The sequence below is a fragment of the Rhodanobacter sp. L36 genome (assembly GCF_009765755.1).
In the GTDB taxonomy this organism is placed as follows: Bacteria; Pseudomonadota; Gammaproteobacteria; order Xanthomonadales; family Rhodanobacteraceae; genus Rhodanobacter.
In genome coordinates this window covers 836,166-853,067 of the sequence record NZ_LMUV01000011.1, presented here as the reverse complement: position 1 = coordinate 853,067, position 16,902 = coordinate 836,166, and the positions used below count along the sequence as shown (strand labels likewise).

The following is a 16,902-nucleotide window of genomic DNA, read 5'->3' as shown; positions in this document are numbered from 1 at the left end:
CTCGGCACGTGGCCAAGACAGTCGGGTCGGAAAAACGGTCCGACCAGTTTAGCCGAGGTGGATGAATCTCACGCCAAACCAGCCGGCAACTGCATCGTGATGCAGTGCAGGCTGCCGTTTTGCCAGATCAGTGCGCGACAGGGCACCTGCACGATGTCGCGGCCGGGATGCGCGAGTCCGATGATGCGGGCTGCTTCATCGTCGGCGTTGTCGCCGTAGGCAGGCACCAGCACGGCACCGTTGACGATCAGATAGTTCGCGTACGACGCGGCGAGTCGACGGGCCTGATCGAGAATTGGCCTGGCCCACGGTAGCGGATGGAGTTGGTACGGCTTGCCGTCGACGGTGCGCAGCGCGGCGAGTTCGGCGGCCATGCGCTGCAGTTCGTCGTGGTGCGGATCGGCTGGATCGTCGCAGGCCTGGAACACGATGCGCTCGCCCGGCGCAAAGCGGGCAAGGGTATCGATGTGTGCGTCGGTGTCGTCGCCTTCGAGGTAACCGTAGTCGAGCCACAAGACGCGGCTGGCATGCAGGTTGTCGCGCAGGATGATGCTCATTTCGTCGCGTGATTGATCGGGATGTCGCTGTATCAGACAGCGCCAGGTCGTGAGCACGCTGCCTTCGCCATCGCTCTCGATGCCGCCGCCTTCCAGTGCCCAGTCCACGCGCTTGTGCGCGGCACGGCCGAATACGCCAGCATCGACCAACCCGGCGACCAGAGCATCGTCCTGCTCGGCGCCGAACTTGCCGCCCCAACCGGTGAAGCGGAAATCGGTGAGCTGGAATGTATCGTCGCCGGCCTTGAGCGTGATCGGGCCGGAGTCGCGCAACCATGTGTCGTCGTAAGGCAGTTCGATAAAGCGCACCTGCGCGAGTTCGACGCCTTCGCCGGTCAGTAGCGACTGCACACGCAAGTGCAATGCCTTGTTGGCGACCACGATGATCAGCGACTGGAATCGCGTGATCGCCGCGCTCAACGCCACGTACGTGACTTCCACCTCGGACAGGCGTTCCGCCCAGTCGGTGCCGGCGTGCGGCCAGGCGATCAGCACCGCGGACTGTGGTTCCCATTCCGCCGGGAGGCGCAAGGCGTGGTCGGTCATGGCTGGATTCTCGTGCAGTGGGAGCGATGCGCCCATGCGGACGTCAGGCTGCGCATTGTACGACTACGTTTTCAGCGGACACACAAAGACGCGGCCTGTGTCGCCACAGGCCGCGTCGTGAAGTCGCTATCTAGTTCGCTGACGACGGATTGGTGTTGTTGCCGGCCGGCGTGTTGAGTACCGCATGGATCACGTGGCTGCGCTCGAAATACACGATGAAGTTCGAGTAATCCCAGCGGTTGATCACCGGATGCTTTTTGCTGTCGCCACCACGCGGAGAGAGCTTGCGCTGCGGTTCGCCGAAAGTCTTTTCCACTTGCGCCATGCTCATGCCGCGGCGTGGCAGGTTCATGCCGTTTTCCTGCTGCACGCGATGGATCAGCAGGTTGTCGCCATGCTGCGCGAGCGCTGTCTGCGGTGCGGAGAAACCGCCGGCAAGCAGCAGGACGATGAGCGGCAAACTGCGTGTGAACTTGATCATGGCTCCCCCTTTTCATACAAGGCTGTATGCGGCGTGGTTGTAGCAGAACCGGTTGCGCCGCGCCACGCCGGTTTGCCGCGATTGGGATCGAATCGGCATTCAACCTGACGCGCATGCGGACAACGGCCGCCCGAGAATACCGCGATGGCCGCTATCATGGGCGGCTGCGAGCGACCGACTTCCGGTCTGGGCATCTCTCCATGATCCTGTTTCAACCATGATTTCATTCCGACACTTCGCCTTGCGCCGCGGCAGTCGCCTGCTGCTTTCCGACATCGACCTGGTGATCCAGAGCGGATGGCGGCTGGGTGTGATCGGGCGCAACGGCTGCGGCAAATCCAGCCTGTTCGCTGCCTTGCAGGGCAAGCTGGAGGGCGATGCCGGCGAACTGGACATGCCTTCCAGGCTGCGACTGGCGTCAGTAGCGCAGGAAACACCGGCGCTGCCGGATGCCGCGATCGACTACGTGATGGGCGGTGACGAGGAACTGGCCGCGGTGCTGCTTGAAGAAAGCGATGCCGATGCCCGCGGCGATACCGAAGCGGTGGCGCGCGCGCATCACCGCATCGAGGAGTTGCACGGTTACGACGCCCGCGCCCGCGCCGGTCGCCTGATGCACGGCCTGGGTTTTTCGCCGGAGACGCACGAGCGCGCGGTGCAGGAATTTTCCGGCGGCTGGCGCGTGCGGTTGAACCTTGCGCGTGCGCTGATGGCGCCATCCGAGTTGCTGCTGCTCGACGAGCCGACCAACCATCTCGATCTGGATGCCGTGTTATGGCTCGAAGAATGGCTGCGTCGTTATCAGGGCACCTTGCTGATCATTTCGCACGATCGTGAATTCCTTGATGGCGTGATCACGCACACCATGCACCTCAACGACGGCAAGGCGAAGCTTTACACCGGCAACTACAGCGCGTTCGAACGCTTGCGTGCCGAACAGTTGCGGCAACAGCAGATCAGCCACGAACGAGAGATGGCCGAGCGCGCGCATCTGCAATCGTTCATCGACCGCTTCAAGGCGAAGGCCAGCAAGGCCAAGCAGGCGCAGTCGCGCATGAAGCGGCTGGAGAAACTCGCCGGCACCGAGGCCGTGCGCGCCGAACGCTCTTTCAGTTTCCAGTTCGCCAAGCCCGATCGCCTTCCCGAATCCATGCTGCAACTGGAGGAAGTCGTTGCGGGGTATCCGGCCGACGATGGCAGCGTCGCGATCGTGCTCAACGATGTGCGTTTCAGTCTCGAATCAGGCGACCGCATCGGCTTGCTCGGCCCCAACGGCGCGGGTAAATCCACGCTGGTAAAGACGTTGGTCGGCGAGCTCGAACCGATCTCCGGCGAGCGCAAAGTGCACAAGGATCTGAAGATCGGCTACTTCGCCCAGCACACGGTCGAGAGCCTGCGCGAAGGCACCAGCCCGCTCGATCACCTGCAAGCCAAGGCGCCGGGCGTGGCGAACCAGGTGATGCGCGATTTTCTCGGCACCTGGAATTTTGCTGGCGACCGCGCATTCGAACTGGTCGACAGTTTTTCCGGCGGCGAACGTGCGCGACTCGCGTTGGCGCTGATCGCCTGGGACAAGCCGAATCTGCTGCTGCTCGACGAACCAACCAACCATCTCGACCTCGACATGCGCGAAGCGCTGGCCGACGCGCTGTCCGATTTTGATGGTGCGCTGGTGCTGGTGTCGCACGATCGCCATCTGCTCGGCATGGTCTGCGACAGTTTCTGGCGCGTCGCTGATGGCGTGGTCGAAACCTTCGACGGCGACCTGGACGACTACGCGAAGTGGCTGCGTTCGCGTGGCGCGGCGAACAAGAAAGCCGCGAAGGCCGGCAACGTCGCGAAAGTGGCTGCGCCGGTCATCGAAGAAACGCCCGAGCAACGTCGCCGCAACGCTGCCGCGCAACGCGACAATGAAAAAGCATCGCGTCAGCGCGTGAAGCGCATCGAGACGCGCACCGCGACGATCGAAACCGAACTCGACGCGCTGGAAAAACAGCTCGCCGATCCGGCTACATACAGCGGCTCCACCAGCGAGATGATGCGGCTCGGCCAACGACAGACCGAGTTGCGCCGCGAGAAGGAAGCGCTGGAAGCGGAGTGGCTTGAACTGTACGAGAAGCTGGAAGCCTGAGATGCGCGCGACGCCGGAATCCGCGCTGATCCTGTGGCTTCCCGCATTGCGATACTTCGATGTATCGCATCCGCTGCTCAAGCAGCTCGCACGCGCCGATCGTTTGCCTGAAGGCAGCAAAGGCTATCTCGCAGGACTCGCCGGTTATTTCGCGGTCGCCGATTCCGAACTTCCTGCGGCGGCGTTGACCCGCGAGTTGCTCGCTGGCGACGCGCACGATGCCTTGTGGTTGTCCGCGGACCCGGCCTGGGTCCAGCCCGACATGAACGGCGTGCGCCTGCTGGCCTGTGGCCGCATGCAATTGAGCGCAGACGATGCCCATGCGCTGGCCGACGCCGTGCTCCCGGTCATTCGCGATGCCGGCATGCAACTGGAAATTTCCACACCCGATCGCTGGCATCTGAAATTGCCGGCCGACATGACGTTGCCGATTTTCGCTTCGCCGGAGCAGGCGATGGGCGAAGACCTTTCGCAGCATCTGCCACAGGGTGAAGACGGACGCCGCTGGCGGCTGCTCCTCAACGACATCCAGATCGCGTTGCATCAGCATCCATTGAATGCACATCGACGCGCGCAAGGTTTGCCGCCGATCAACAGTCTGTGGCTGTGGGGCGGTGGTCGAATGCCCGCGCTGCTGACCAGTCATTTGAGTGGCGTGATCAGCGACGATCTGCTGCTCAACGCGTTGGCGCAGCACGCCGGTATCGCACGACAACCACGGGACGTTGAAAAATTATCCGCAGCAAACCGCGGCTCGTTGATGGACCTGCAGGATCTGCCGGCCGACGACATCGCTTCGTTCTGGTGGCCATCGCTGCGTCCGCTCCTAAATCGATCGCCGGTGATGATGCAATTCGCCAGTGGCGAACGCTGGCTGCACAAACCCTGGCATCGCTGGCGCTTCTGGCGCGGGGCGGCACGTTGAGCGCGTCGCCATTGCGTCGGCGCGAGGCGCTCGGTATTTCGAGTGGATGGCCCGATTCAGTGCATCCGGTCCTGCAGCGAATCTACGCAGCACGCGGCGTGTTGAACCCGACGCAGGTGGAACACCGGCTAGCGCGTCTGCTCTCGCCACATACGATGGGCGGCATGGCGCAAGCAGTCGATCTGCTGATCGAAGCGATTTGCGCCGATCAACACATCCTGATCGCTGGCGATTACGACTGCGATGGCGCCACCGGCACCGCGGTCGCCATACGCGGCCTGCGGATGCTTGGCGCAACGCGCGTGAACTACGCCATTCCCAATCGTTTCACCCATGGTTATGGACTGAGCGCGGCGTTCGTCGAATCGCTGCAGTCTTCGCCGCAACTGATCGTCACGGTCGACAATGGCGTCGCCAGCGTCGCCGGCGTCGCATCGGCCAAGGCGCGCGGCATACGCGTCATCGTCACCGATCACCATCTGCCCGGCGAACAACTGCCGGCATGCGATGCGATGGTCAATCCCAATTTGAGCGACGACGCTTTTCCAAGCAAGGCGCTCGCAGGCGTCGGTGTGATGTTCTACCTCTTGCTCGCGTTGCGCGCGAAACTGAGCGAGCAGGGCGCTTTCGGCGATGCGAAGCCCGACCTTTCATCGCTGCTCGATCTGGTTGCGCTCGGCACGGTGGCCGATCTCGTGCCGCTCGATTTCAACAATCGCGTGCTAGTGGAAGCGGGCTTGCATCGCATTCGTTCCGGCCGCGGCTGCGCCGGCATCGTCGCACTGGTGGAAGCCGGCAAACGCAGTGTCGCGACGGTGTGCTCCAGCGATCTGGGTTTCGTGGTCGGTCCGCGTTTGAATGCGGCGGGCCGACTGGAAGACATGAGCCTTGGCGTCGAGTGCCTGCTCACAGATGACGTCCAACAGGCGCGTCGTTACGCGGACGAATTGAGCACGATCAACCAGGAGCGTCGTGATTTGCAGGCTTCAATGGTCGCCGAGGCCGAAGTCATGGCCGCCGCGATGGCCGACGTCGATGCGGTCGGCGTTGCGCTGTTCGAGCCGAGCTGGCATGCCGGCGTGATCGGACTGGTGGCATCGAAGCTCAAGGATCGGCTGCATCGACCGGTGATCGCGTTCGCACCCGCCAGCGAGGACGACAGCGAACACTTGCGCGGATCGGCCCGTTCGATTCCGGGCTTCCACATCCGCGACGCGCTCGCGGCGATCGATGCAAGACAGCCGGGATTGATCGAACGATTCGGAGGCCACGCGATGGCCGCCGGCCTGAGCATGAAACTTTGCGACTACGCGCGTTTTGCCGAAGCATTCGACGCGGTCGCACGTCAGACAATCGACGCTGAAAGACTGCAGGCGGTATTGCATACGGACGGCGAATTGCCTGTCGGCGCATTTTCTCTGCTGCTTGCCAGGCAGCTACGTCAGGCAGGTCCATGGGGACAGGCATTTCCGGAACCGCTGTTCGACAACCTGTTCGAATGCGCGAGCTGGAAGGTCATGGGCGAACGCCACCTGCGCCTGCAACTGCGCGACCCGCGCGACGGCAGCGTGCACGATGCGGTGATGTTCAACGCGTATCACGGTGAACCACCCGTACAAAAAATGCGCGCAGCGTACGAGCTGGTGATCAACGACTGGCAGGGCCGCGAAACGCCGCGGCTTCTATTGCGACATATCGAACCTGGTTGAATATCTAGCGAGTTCTTCACGATGGATGAGGCAGGCTGGCATCGCCATCGAAAGGAGAGCGTCATGATTGAACAGATTCAGGATTTGCCAGCCGGCACTGTGGGCTTTCGCGTCCATGGTCAGGTCACCGCCGACGACTACGAACGCGTGATCGTTCCGGATGTCGAAGCCGCCTTCGCGTTGAATCGAAAACTGCGGCTCATCTATGTCACCGCGTCGGATTTCATCGGCTTCGACCCGGGCGCGATGTGGGATGACGCCAGGCTAGGCATGCGCCACTGGAGCAGCTGGGATCGCGTGGCGCTGGTCACGGATATTCCGTGGTTGCGGGCCACTGCAACAGCGATGGGCTTTGCGGTGCCGGCGGATTTTCGGCTGTTCCAGCAGGACGAAGAGGGCAAGGCGAAGGCCTGGATTGCCGAGCCCGCGGCCTGAAGTTTCATCTGAAAGCGTGCTTGCGTATGGACGTCCAATCTGTTCTAGTCGAACCATGTCTTCATTGATCGCCAGCATTCTGATCGCCACCACGCTCGCCACGTGGCGCTTGCTGCTCGCGAATCATTCCAATCGCACGAACCATAACGCCAACTTCCGGCGGGCCCGCGCGTAGCTTCTAGTTTCCACGAAACGATACGCGACGAAGGCCCGCCCACAGCGGGCCTTCGTCGTTCTGGCCGTGTGTAAATGTTCGGCTTCTTGAATCAGGCGTGCATGGATGCACGCTTCTCGACCCCGCGATCAGGGAAGACCGCAAAGGAGAAACATCATGTGTTCGATTTTCGGAATGTTCGATCTGCAACCCGGCGATGACTTGGTCGCCCTGCGTCGCCGCGCGCTGGAACTGTCGCAACGTCAGCGCCATCGCGGCCCCGACTGGAGCGGCGTGTTCGTGGACGCCGGTGCGATCCTGGTGCACGAGCGTCTTGCCATCGTCGATCCCGCCAGCGGCGCGCAGCCGTTGCGCTCGCTCGACGGCGCGCTCGCACTAGCGGTCAATGGTGAAATCTACAATCACGTCGCATTGAAGGCCCACTTGCAGCAGCCTTACGCATTTCAGACCGGTTCGGATTGCGAGGTCATCAACGCGCTGTATCGCCAAGGCGATCCGGGCGAATGGCTCAACCAGTTGAATGGAATCTTCGCCTTCGCGTTGTGGGACAAAGTCGCGAAGCGCGTGCTGATCGCGCGCGATCCGATCGGCGTGTGTCCGTTGTACTGGGGCCACGATCGTCATGGCCGGTTGATGGTCGCATCGGAAATGAAATCGCTGGCCGATGATTGCGCCGACGTCGCACAGTTTCCGCCGGGTCACTGGTACGACAGCGTCAGCGGAAAGTTGACTGCGTACTATCAACGCCCGTGGCGTGACTACGATGCGGTCGATGGCGTCGAGGTCGATGCGCAGGAATTGCGCGAGGCATTCGAGCAGGCGGTGCATCGCCAGTTGATGACCGACGTGCCGTATGGCGTGTTGTTGTCCGGTGGACTGGATTCGTCGCTGGTCGCCGCCGTCGCTGCGCGCTATGCGCGTCATCGCGTCGAGGACGGCGATCAGACTGAAGCATGGTGGCCGCGCCTTCATTCGTTTGCGATTGGCCTGAAGGGTTCGCCCGATCTCGCTGCCGCACAGATCGCCGCCGACGCGCTGGGCACCGTGCATCACGGTTTCGAATACACTTTCGAGGAAGGCCTGGACGCGCTGCCAGAAGTGATTCGCCATATCGAGAGTTACGATGTCACCACCATTCGCGCTTCCACGCCGATGTTTTTGCTGGCGCGGCGGATCAAGGCGATGGGCGTGAAGATGGTGCTGTCCGGCGAAGGCTCGGACGAAATTTTCGGTGGCTATTTGTACTTCCACAAGGCGCCGAACGCGCGTGAGTTCCACGAGGAGCTGATCCGAAAACTCGACGCGCTCAACTATTACGATTGCTTGCGCGCGAACAAGTCGATGATGGCCTGGGGCGTGGAGCCGCGCGTGCCGTTCCTCGATCGCGAATTCCTCGACGTGGCGATGCGCATGGATGCGCGCTACAAGATGATCGACAGGCAATCCAAAGGCGCAAGCCGGATGGAGAAGGGCGTGCTGCGCGAGGCGTTCGAGGGTTATCTGCCCGAATCTATTCTTTGGCGGCAGAAAGAGCAGTTCAGCGATGGTGTCGGTTACGGCTGGATCGACGGACTCAAGGCGCACGCCGAACGGCAAGTCAGCGAACGCGAACTGGCCGCTGCGGACAAACGGTTCGCGCACAACCCGCCGCAGACGAAGGAAGCTTATTTCTATCGCAGCCTGTTCGAGCAGTTCTATCCGACGCCGGCCGCCGCGGAAACCGTGCCGGGCGGCAAATCGATCGCCTGCTCGTCGCCGGCAGCGATTGCGTGGGATGCATCATTCGCCGGCATGGCCGACCCATCTGGCCGCGCGGTGCGCGATGTCCACGAGCAGGCGTTGACTTGATCGGAAGGATGGGGGCGATCGCGTCCTGCTTCTCATCGAGCAAGCAGGATGTGATCGGGTGAGGCCAAGTGGATATCGGCCATGGCGGCGGAGGCTGTTATCATTGATGGCTAGCCTTTTACAAAGTGTCCGCCATGATCGAGACCAATCCCATCCTCGCGCAGATCGCCGACCTTCGTGGCCGGGTCGAGTCGCTTCGGGGGTATCTTTGACTACGCTACAAAAAGCGAACGTCTGGAAGAAGTAAGCCGCGAACTGGAGAACCCCAAAGTCTGGGACGATCCGGCCAACGCACAGGAGCTGGGGCGCGAACGTGCCCGCCTGCACACCATCGTCAACGGCATCGATACGCTCACTGCCAGCCTCACCGACGCCAGCGAATTGCTGGAAATGGCGGTGGCGGATCAGGATGAAGAGACCGCCAGTTCGGTCGTCAACGACCTGGCCACGCTCGAGGCACAGGTCAGCAAGCTGGAATTCCAGCGCATGTTCTCCGGCAAGATGGATGCGACCAACGCGTTCGTCGATATCCAGGCCGGCGCCGGTGGTACCGAGGCGCAGGACTGGGCCGAGATGCTGTTGCGCATGTACCTGCGCTGGTGCGAATCGCGCGGCTGGCAGACCGAACTCATGGAAGTCAGCGGCGGCGATGTGGCGGGCATCAAGTCAGCCACGTTCCGCGTCGAGGGCGACTACGCCTATGGCTGGCTGAAAACGGAAATCGGCGTGCATCGCCTAGTGCGCAAGTCGCCGTTCGATTCCGACAATCGTCGGCATACCAGTTTTACTTCCGTGTTCGTATCGCCGGAAGTCGATGACGACATCGATATCGACATCAATCCTGCGGATTTGCGAACGGACGTCTATCGTTCGTCCGGCGCTGGTGGTCAGCACGTCAACAAGACGGAGTCAGCGGTGCGCATCACGCACATTCCGACCAACACGGTCGTGGCTTGTCAGACCGGCCGCAGCCAGCACGCCAACCGCGCCACCGCGATGAAGATGCTCGCCGCCAAGTTGTACGAGCTGGAAGTACAGAAGCGCAACGTCGAACGCGATGCGCTGGAAGCAACCAAGTCCGACATCGGCTGGGGCAGCCAGATCCGCAACTACGTGCTCGACCAGAGCCGCATCAAGGATCTCCGCACCGGCATCGAACGCACCGACACGCAAAAGGTGCTGGACGGTGACCTTGATGATTTCATCGAAGCCAGTTTGAAATCCGGCCTCGAAGCAGGTTCCAAACGCAGCGACGCGTAATCAACTCCACCTTTGCCGAAGCTCTGCCGGAAAACCGCATGACCAGCGACAACGCCACGCCCGACCTCGAATCCTTTGAACCCGCGCAGGACGAAAACCGCCTGATCGCCGAGCGTCGCGAAAAACTTACCAGCTTGCGCGGGCAGGGCATCGCGTTTCCGAATGACTTCAAGGTCGACAGTTTCGCCGGCGATCTGCAGGACGAATTCGCCGACAAGGACGCGCATACCGCCGAAGCCATCGAAGCCGCCGCGCGACGTGTGAAAGTCGCCGGTCGCGTCGTGCTGAAGCGCGTGCAGGGCAAGGTGAGTTTCGTGCAGCTGCAGGATTTCAGCGGTCGCGTGCAGCTGTTCATCCACCAGGGCACGGTGGGCGATGTCTATGAGGCCTTCAAGGGCTGGGACGTCGGCGACATCGTGGGCGCGGAAGGTGTGCTGATGCGCACCAAGACCGGCGAGCTGTCGGTGCGCGTTGATGCATTGCGCTTGCTGACCAAGAGCCTGCGCCCGCTGCCCGACAAGTTCCATGGCCTGGCCGATATCGAGCGGCGCTATCGCCAGCGCTACGTCGATCTGATCGTTACCGAGCACGCGCGCCGCACATTTGCGCTGCGCTCGAGGATCATCGGCTACACGCGCCAATGGCTGGAAGCACCGCATCGCCGCTTCATGGAAGTGGAGACGCCGATGATGCACGTCATTCCCGGCGGCGCGACGGCGCGACCATTCGTGACGCATCACAACGCGCTCGACATGGATCTCTACCTGCGCGTGGCGCCGGAGCTTTATCTCAAGCGGCTGGTGGTCGGCGGCTTCGATCGCGTGTACGAGATCAATCGCAACTTCCGCAATGAGGGCGTGTCGACCCGGCACAACCCCGAGTTCACCATGCTGGAGCTGTATCAGGCGTACGCGACTTATCACGAGATCATGGATCTCACCGAAGGCCTGATCCGCGACACCGCGCAGAGCGTACTCGGCACAACGCAACTCACCTGGGACGGTGCGGACATCGATGTCGGCCCGGGCTTCCGTCGCTGGCGCATGGAAGACGCCGTGCTGGAACACAACCCCGAGATCAAGCGCGAAGAACTGCGCGATCGCGAGGCGATGGCGGCGCACGCAAAGCGCCTGCACGTGCAGGTCAAGCCCGGTTATGGCTGGGGCAAGTTGCTGCTGGAAATCTTCGAGAAGACCGTCGAGCACACGCTGATCCAGCCGACCTTCATTACCGATCATCCGGTGGAGGTGTCCCCGCTGGCGCGTGAGAGCGATACCGACAAAGGCATTACCGATCGCTTCGAGCTGTTCGTCAACGGCAAGGAGATCGCGAACGGTTTTTCCGAGTTGAACGATCCGGAAGACCAAGCCGCGCGCTTTCAGGGGCAGGTCGATGCAAAGGACGCCGGTGACGATGAAGCCATGCATTTCGACGCCGACTACATCCGCGCGCTGGAAGTGGGTTTGCCGCCAACCGGCGGACTCGGCATCGGCATCGATCGTCTGGTGATGCTGCTGACCGATTCGGCATCCATCCGCGACGTGCTGCTGTTTCCCTACATGCGCCCGGAGGCCTGAGTCATGTGGTTTGCCATCATTGGTACCGACGTCGCCGACTCGCTGGAAAAGCGCAAGTCCGTTCGCCCCGCGCATATCGCGCGATTGCAGGATCTGCTCGATCAGGGGCGATTGCTGGTGGCCGGCGCATTCCCGGCGATCGAGTCGGAAGATCCGGGTCCGGCCGGATTTACCGGCAGCCTGATCCTGGCCGAGTTTCCGTCGCAGGCTGATGCCGAAGCCTGGGCACAGGCCGATCCGTACATCGCTGCCGGCGTCTACGCCGACGTGAGCATCAAGCCGTTCCGCAAGGCGCTGCCGCCGGCATGACCGCCGCGATGGTGGAACAGATTCGCGAGCGGCTACAGGCGGCGCTCGCGCCGACGGAACTGGAAGTGCTGGACGAAGGCCACAAGCACGCCAGTCACGCCAATGCGGGCAAGGGACATTTCCACGTGCACATCGTCAGCGCGGCCTTCGTGGGGCAGTTGCCGTTGAAGCGACATCGCATGGTCTACGCGGCGCTGGACGTTCTGATAGACAGCGGCATCCATGCCTTGTCGATCGATGCCCAAGCGCCACCGGCTTCAAATGATTGAATATCAACAACTTGAAGCATATTTCTCAAGTCGATCCTGTGTGCCCGCGCATTGCGACTCCGGTCGGTGTTTGGCACAGTGCCGTGTCGCCCGTTTTGTTCGGGCATCCATTGAAAAGCCGTTGAAGACCGCATGCGCCTGACCACGATCAAACTCGCCGGTTTCAAGTCCTTCGTGGACCCGACCACCTTGCATCTGCCCAGCAACATGATCGGCGTGGTCGGCCCGAACGGTTGCGGCAAATCCAACATCATCGACGCGATCCGCTGGGTGATGGGCGAGAGCGCGGCCAGCCGCCTGCGCGGCGATTCGCTGACCGACGTGATCTTCTCCGGTTCCAATACGCGCAAGCCAGTGGGGCAGGCCACGGTCGAGTTGATCTTCGACAACAGCGACGGTTCGATCCAGGGCGAGTACGGCCAATACGCCGAGATTTCAGTGAAGCGCCAAGTGACGCGTGACGGGCAGTCGGCGTATTTCTTGAACGGTGCACGTTGCCGCCGGCGTGACATCACCGACCTGTTTCTCGGCACCGGCTTGGGCCCGCGCAGCTACTCGATCATCGAGCAGGGCATGATCAGCCAGATCATCGAAGCGCACCCCGAAGAACTGCGTACGCACCTGGAGGAAGCTGCTGGCATTTCCAAGTACAAGGAGCGCCGCAAGGAAACCGAAAGCCGCATCAAGGCCACGCGCGAAAACCTCGACCGCGTACGTGACGTGCGCGACGAAGTGGACAAGCAGCTCGATCATCTCAATCGCCAGGCTCGCGCGGCCGAGCGCTGGAAAGCATTAAAGGAAGACCAGGTCCGCAAGGAAGCCGAACTGCGCGCGCTTGAATATCGTGGCTTGAAAAGCCAGCACGACGGCGAAGGCGCCGAGCTTTCCGCCGCCGAAATCGAAATCGAGAAACAGCTCGCCGGACAACGCCAGATCGAAGCGCAACTGGAAAGCGTGCGCGAACGCCACACCGGCGCCAGCGAACACATGAACGCGGTGCAGGCCGAGGTGTACAAGGTCGGCGCCGAGATCGCGCGCGTCGAACAGCAGGTGCGACACAATCGCGAGAACGCCGACCGTTTGCAGCGCGCGCATGGCGATGCCGAGCGCGAGCACGCTGAACTCGCTGCGCACATCGCCACCGATCGTGAGCAGATCGAAACGCTGCGGATGGCGTTGGCGGAAGGCGAGCCGAAGCTCGAATCACTGAAGCAGTTGCAGGAAGACACAGCCGACGCGCAGCGCGATACCGAAACGAAACTGGCCGACTGGCAGCAGCGCTGGGACAGTCATACGCGCAACGCCGGCGAATCCAGTCGCGCCGCGGAAGTGGAACGCACCAAGCTCAACTATCTGGATCGGCAAGGCATCGATCTGTCGCGCCGACGCGATGCATTGGAAGCCGAACAGAAGGCCACCGACGTCGTCGCACTGGATGCCGCCGGCGAGCAGCTGCATGCCGAACACGACAATCAGCGCGAGCGCGTCGAAACGCTCGGCAGCCTGCTTGATCAGCACAAGACCAGCCACGAAAAAGTGCAGGACGAAGAACGCCATGTGCAGTCGGCGTTGAACGAAGCGCGCCAGCAGCTGCAATCGGCGCGCGGTCGCCATGCGTCGCTCGAAGCTCTGCAGCATGCGGCGCTCGGCCAGGAAGAAAGCGCCGCAAGCGGCTGGCTTTCAAGGCTCGGGCTGGACAAGTCGCGTCGTCTCGGCGAATCGCTGCAAGTCGAAGCCGGTTGGGAAACCGCGGTGGAAACGGCGTTGACCGGATTTCTGGACAGCGTGCTGGTCGATGGTTCGCACACGCTCGCTGCGGAATTCGATGCACTCGAAAACGCCGACGTCGCTCTGCTCGACAACGCCGAAGGTGGCGCCAACACGACAGGCACGCTTGCAGCGCACGTACGCGGACCAGCTGCCGCGATGTCGATTCTCGGCCACGTGCTCACGGCGGAATCGCTGAGTGATGCACATCAGCGAGTCGCGTCGCTTTCCGCGATGGCTCCGTATCAATCGGTGATGACGCGCAGCGGCGAATGGCTTGGACCGGGCTGGGCGCGCGTGCGTCGTGCGCAAGGCAGCCAAGTAGGCGTGCTGGCACGCGAGCGCGAAATTCGCATGCTGGCCGAACAGATCGCCACGCTCGAAGCGCAACTCGAAGATGCCAGCGAGCAGCTTGAAAATCTTCGCGCGAGCAAGTTCGAAACCGAGCGGGCTCGCGACGACGCACAGCGCGAGCTGTACAACGCGCATCGTCGCCAATCCGAATTGGCCGGCCAGATGCAGAGCCATCGCGGCAAGCTGGAGACAGCGCGCGCGCGCGCTGAAAAAGTCGCCGGCGAACTCGGCGAGCTGGCGACTCAGGTCGACGACTTGCAGACGCAGACGCGGGAAGCGCGTGCGCGCCTGGATGAATCCGTCGGCTTGATGGGTGACCTGGAAGACCAGCGTCGCGAGTTGGAAAACGAACGCCGCGCGTTGCTCGAGGCGCGCGAAGAAGCCCGCATGAATGCGCGCGAGGCCGCCGATCAGTCGCACTCTCTGGCGTTGGGGCTGGAATCCAAACGGTCGTCGTTGAGTTCGCTCGAACAGGCTCTGGCGCGCATGGATACGCAACTGCGCCAGATCGATGCGCGTCGCAGCGAGATCGCCGAACAGCTTGCGGCCGGTTCCGATCCGATCGCCGAACTCGAAGGCGAACGCCAGACGTATCTCGATCAACGACTGCTCGTCGATCGTCAGATGGTCGAAGCACGGCGCGCGCTGGAAGATTGCGACGTTGAATTTCGCAAGCTCGAACAGCAACGCCACATGGCGGAGCAGGGGCTGTCCGCGCTGCGCGAAAATCTTTCGCAGAAGCGACTCGCCGCGCAGGCTTTGCACTTGCGTGCTGAACAACTGGCGCAGGCGATCGCCGCGTCCGGTCTCGAACTCGAAACCTTGCTGATCGAACTGTCCGAAGACATCGATGCCGATCAATGGCGTCAGCAGCTCGGCGATATTGCGCAGAAAATCGCGCGGCTGGAACCGGTGAATCTCGCTGCGATCCAGGAGCACGCCGAACAGAGCGAGCGCAAGACCTACCTCGACAATCAACTGGCCGATCTGGTCAGTGCGATGGAAACGCTCGAGGGCGCGATCAAGAAAATCGATCGCGAAACGCGCCAGCGTTTCAAGGAAACCTTCGACAAGGTCAATGCCGGCGTGCAGGAATTGTTTCCGCGACTTTTCGGCGGCGGCCACGCGTATCTGGAACTCACCGGCGACGATCTGCTCAACACCGGCGTGGCGATCATGGCGCGCCCGCCGGGCAAGCGTGTATCCAACATCACGTTGCTTTCCGGTGGCGAAAAGGCACTCACAGCGGTCGCATTGGTGTTCGCCATCTTCGGTCTCAATCCGGCGCCGTTCTGCCTGCTCGACGAGGTGGATGCACCGCTGGACGAGGCCAACGTCGGGCGGTTCTCAAGCCTGGTGCGCGAGATGAGCGAGAAGGTGCAGTTCATCTTCATCAGCCACAACAAGGCCACCATGGAAGCAGCTACCCAGCTCTGCGGCGTTACCATGCGCGAGGCCGGCGTGTCGCGACTCGTGCAGGTGGATCTGGACGAAGCGGCTAAACTCGCAGGCGCTGCCTGAGGAACTCAAGATGACGATGCAACCCGTGCTCGCTTTCGCCTGGAACCCATCCGTCGGCATTCCGCTGTTGATCGTCGGCGTGATCGTGCTGGCGCTGATCTGGCTGTTTGGTCAGCCCAGAAAAGAGCAGGGCACGCGCAGGCCAACCACCGGCCCGAGCAATGGCGAACGTCGCGAGCCGACGCTGGGCGAGCAGGGCGACGAACCATCTTTCAGCACGCGCGATCCGTTCTTCGACGATACGCTGGTCGGTGCCGTGCAGCCGCATCAAGGTGAACTGGACGTCGGCCTGCGCGAAGAACTCGAACGACTCGGCGCGACGCTGTCCGGTGAGCGCACAGGTGAACGCACCATCGAACGCCTCGAGCCCAAAACGCGACCGAAGCTGGCCGATCACGTCGCGTCGATCGTCGACGCGTTGCGCGCGCCAAGTGATTCGTCCGCACCGATCGTCTCGTCGCAATCTGAAGCGTCAGCGCCCGCTCCTGCCGCGCCCGCTTCAACCGCACCGAAAGCGCCACCGCCGCGTTCGGATTTGGGCCGTCGGCCGGCACAAATGCCGGTCGAGCGCATCGTCACGTTGTTCGTGGTGGCGCGCGACGGCGGCCACTTCAACGGCTCGGACCTGATCGTGGCAGCAGAAAAAGCCGGGCTCGAATTCGGCGACATGGGCATCTACCACCGCCTTGTGGATGGCAAACGCGAACTCGGTCCATTGTTCAGCGTCGCCAACATGCTCAAGCCCGGCAACTTCGACCTGGGCCGGCTCGACGCACTGAGCACCCCCGGCGTGAGCTTCTTCATGACGCTGCCAGCACCACTGCCGGCACTGGACGGATGGGACGCGATGCTGCCTACCGCGCAACGATTGGCCGAACTGCTCGACGGTCTGGTGCTCGATGAAGAGCGTAACGCGCTCGGTCGCCAGCGCATCGCGCACATCCGCGATCAGCTGCGTGGATGGGACCGGGACCACGAAGGCAAGGAAATCATTTTCGGACGTTGATGCAGTATTGCTGTCGCGTGTCAGTGATCGAG

At 62.3% G+C, this 16,902-nt stretch carries 13 protein-coding genes; 11 read left to right on the top strand and 2 right to left on the bottom strand.

What is annotated here, in order from left to right:
* Nucleotides 1-68: 68 nt before the first annotated feature.
* Entirely contained in the window at nt 69-1,103 is a 1,035-nt protein-coding gene (locus GSQ73_RS13525) for an agmatine deiminase family protein (protein WP_158884837.1), read from the bottom strand.
* Between the two features lie 130 nt (nt 1,104-1,233).
* Nucleotides 1,234-1,584: a hypothetical protein gene (locus tag GSQ73_RS13520; protein WP_158884835.1), complete on the bottom strand. Its 351-nt coding sequence runs from the start codon at nt 1,582-1,584 to the stop codon at nt 1,234-1,236.
* 217 nt (nt 1,585-1,801) lie between these two features.
* Here GSQ73_RS13520 and GSQ73_RS13515 point away from each other — a divergent pair, with 217 nt between their 5' ends.
* The 11 genes from GSQ73_RS13515 to zipA all read left to right on the top strand — a co-directional run bounded on the left by GSQ73_RS13515 (nt 1,802) and on the right by zipA (nt 16,870).
* Nucleotides 1,802-3,715: an ATP-binding cassette domain-containing protein gene (locus GSQ73_RS13515; RefSeq protein WP_158884833.1), complete on the top strand. Its 1,914-nt coding sequence runs from the start codon at nt 1,802-1,804 to the stop codon at nt 3,713-3,715.
* A 1-nt stretch (nt 3,716) separates the two neighbouring features.
* Nucleotides 3,717-4,640: a phosphoglycerate mutase gene (locus GSQ73_RS13510; protein WP_158884831.1), complete on the top strand. Its 924-nt coding sequence runs from the start codon at nt 3,717-3,719 to the stop codon at nt 4,638-4,640.
* A complete protein-coding gene (recJ, locus tag GSQ73_RS13505) occupies nt 4,637-6,349 on the top strand; it encodes a single-stranded-DNA-specific exonuclease RecJ (RefSeq protein WP_158884829.1) in 1,713 nt (570 codons plus the stop codon). Before GSQ73_RS13510 ends, recJ begins: the two co-directional genes overlap by 4 nt.
* Nucleotides 6,350-6,412: 63 nt before the next feature.
* Nucleotides 6,413-6,784, top strand: coding sequence for an STAS/SEC14 domain-containing protein (locus GSQ73_RS13500; RefSeq protein ID WP_158884828.1), 372 nt, complete (start codon nt 6,413-6,415; stop codon nt 6,782-6,784).
* A gap of 331 nt (nt 6,785-7,115) precedes the next feature.
* The gene (gene asnB, locus GSQ73_RS13495; protein WP_158884826.1) at nt 7,116-8,807 is read left to right on the top strand and encodes an asparagine synthase B; all 1,692 of its coding nucleotides are present in this window, start codon (nt 7,116-7,118) and stop codon (nt 8,805-8,807) included.
* Between the two features lie 134 nt (nt 8,808-8,941).
* Nucleotides 8,942-10,067, top strand: a protein-coding gene (prfB, locus tag GSQ73_RS13490; RefSeq protein WP_158884824.1) for a peptide chain release factor 2 whose coding sequence is annotated in 2 segments (ribosomal slippage) — nt 8,942-9,016 and nt 9,018-10,067 — 1,125 coding nt in all. Because the reading frame shifts where the segments join, the coding sequence is not laid out codon by codon here.
* Nucleotides 10,068-10,105: 38 nt separating this feature from the next.
* On the top strand, nt 10,106-11,644 hold the full coding sequence (gene lysS, locus GSQ73_RS13485) for a lysine--tRNA ligase (RefSeq protein ID WP_158884822.1): 1,539 nt from the start codon (nt 10,106-10,108) through the stop codon (nt 11,642-11,644).
* 3 nt (nt 11,645-11,647) lie between these two features.
* Entirely contained in the window at nt 11,648-11,953 is a 306-nt protein-coding gene (locus GSQ73_RS13480; protein WP_158884820.1) for a YciI family protein, read from the top strand.
* Complete coding sequence (locus GSQ73_RS13475) at nt 11,950-12,222, top strand: BolA family protein (protein WP_158884817.1); 273 nt, start codon at nt 11,950-11,952, stop codon at nt 12,220-12,222. The genes GSQ73_RS13480 and GSQ73_RS13475 overlap by 4 nt, the downstream gene beginning before the upstream one ends.
* A 132-nt stretch (nt 12,223-12,354) precedes the next feature.
* On the top strand, nt 12,355-15,864 hold the full coding sequence (gene smc, locus GSQ73_RS13470) for a chromosome segregation protein SMC (RefSeq protein WP_158884815.1): 3,510 nt from the start codon (nt 12,355-12,357) through the stop codon (nt 15,862-15,864).
* Nucleotides 15,865-15,874: 10 nt separating this feature from the next.
* Nucleotides 15,875-16,870, top strand: a complete 996-nt coding sequence (zipA, locus tag GSQ73_RS13465) for a cell division protein ZipA (protein WP_158884813.1) — start codon at nt 15,875-15,877, stop codon at nt 16,868-16,870.
* Nucleotides 16,871-16,902 lie beyond the last annotated feature (32 nt).

Bases quoted from the DNA above. Each gene is read 5' to 3' on its own strand.
- GSQ73_RS13525 (WP_158884837.1), bottom strand. From the start codon at position 1,103: ATGACCGACCACGCCTTGCGCCTCCCGGCGGAATGGGAACCACAGTCC.
- GSQ73_RS13520 (WP_158884835.1), bottom strand. From the start codon at position 1,584: ATGATCAAGTTCACACGCAGTTTGCCGCTCATCGTCCTGCTGCTTGCC.
- GSQ73_RS13515 (WP_158884833.1), top strand. From the start codon at position 1,802: ATGATTTCATTCCGACACTTCGCCTTGCGCCGCGGCAGTCGCCTGCTG.
- GSQ73_RS13510 (WP_158884831.1), top strand. From the start codon at position 3,717: ATGCGCGCGACGCCGGAATCCGCGCTGATCCTGTGGCTTCCCGCATTG.
- GSQ73_RS13500 (WP_158884828.1), top strand. From the start codon at position 6,413: ATGATTGAACAGATTCAGGATTTGCCAGCCGGCACTGTGGGCTTTCGC.
- asnB (WP_158884826.1), top strand. From the start codon at position 7,116: ATGTGTTCGATTTTCGGAATGTTCGATCTGCAACCCGGCGATGACTTG.
- lysS (WP_158884822.1), top strand. From the start codon at position 10,106: ATGACCAGCGACAACGCCACGCCCGACCTCGAATCCTTTGAACCCGCG.
- GSQ73_RS13480 (WP_158884820.1), top strand. From the start codon at position 11,648: ATGTGGTTTGCCATCATTGGTACCGACGTCGCCGACTCGCTGGAAAAG.
- GSQ73_RS13475 (WP_158884817.1), top strand. From the start codon at position 11,950: ATGACCGCCGCGATGGTGGAACAGATTCGCGAGCGGCTACAGGCGGCG.
- smc (WP_158884815.1), top strand. From the start codon at position 12,355: ATGCGCCTGACCACGATCAAACTCGCCGGTTTCAAGTCCTTCGTGGAC.
- zipA (WP_158884813.1), top strand. From the start codon at position 15,875: ATGACGATGCAACCCGTGCTCGCTTTCGCCTGGAACCCATCCGTCGGC.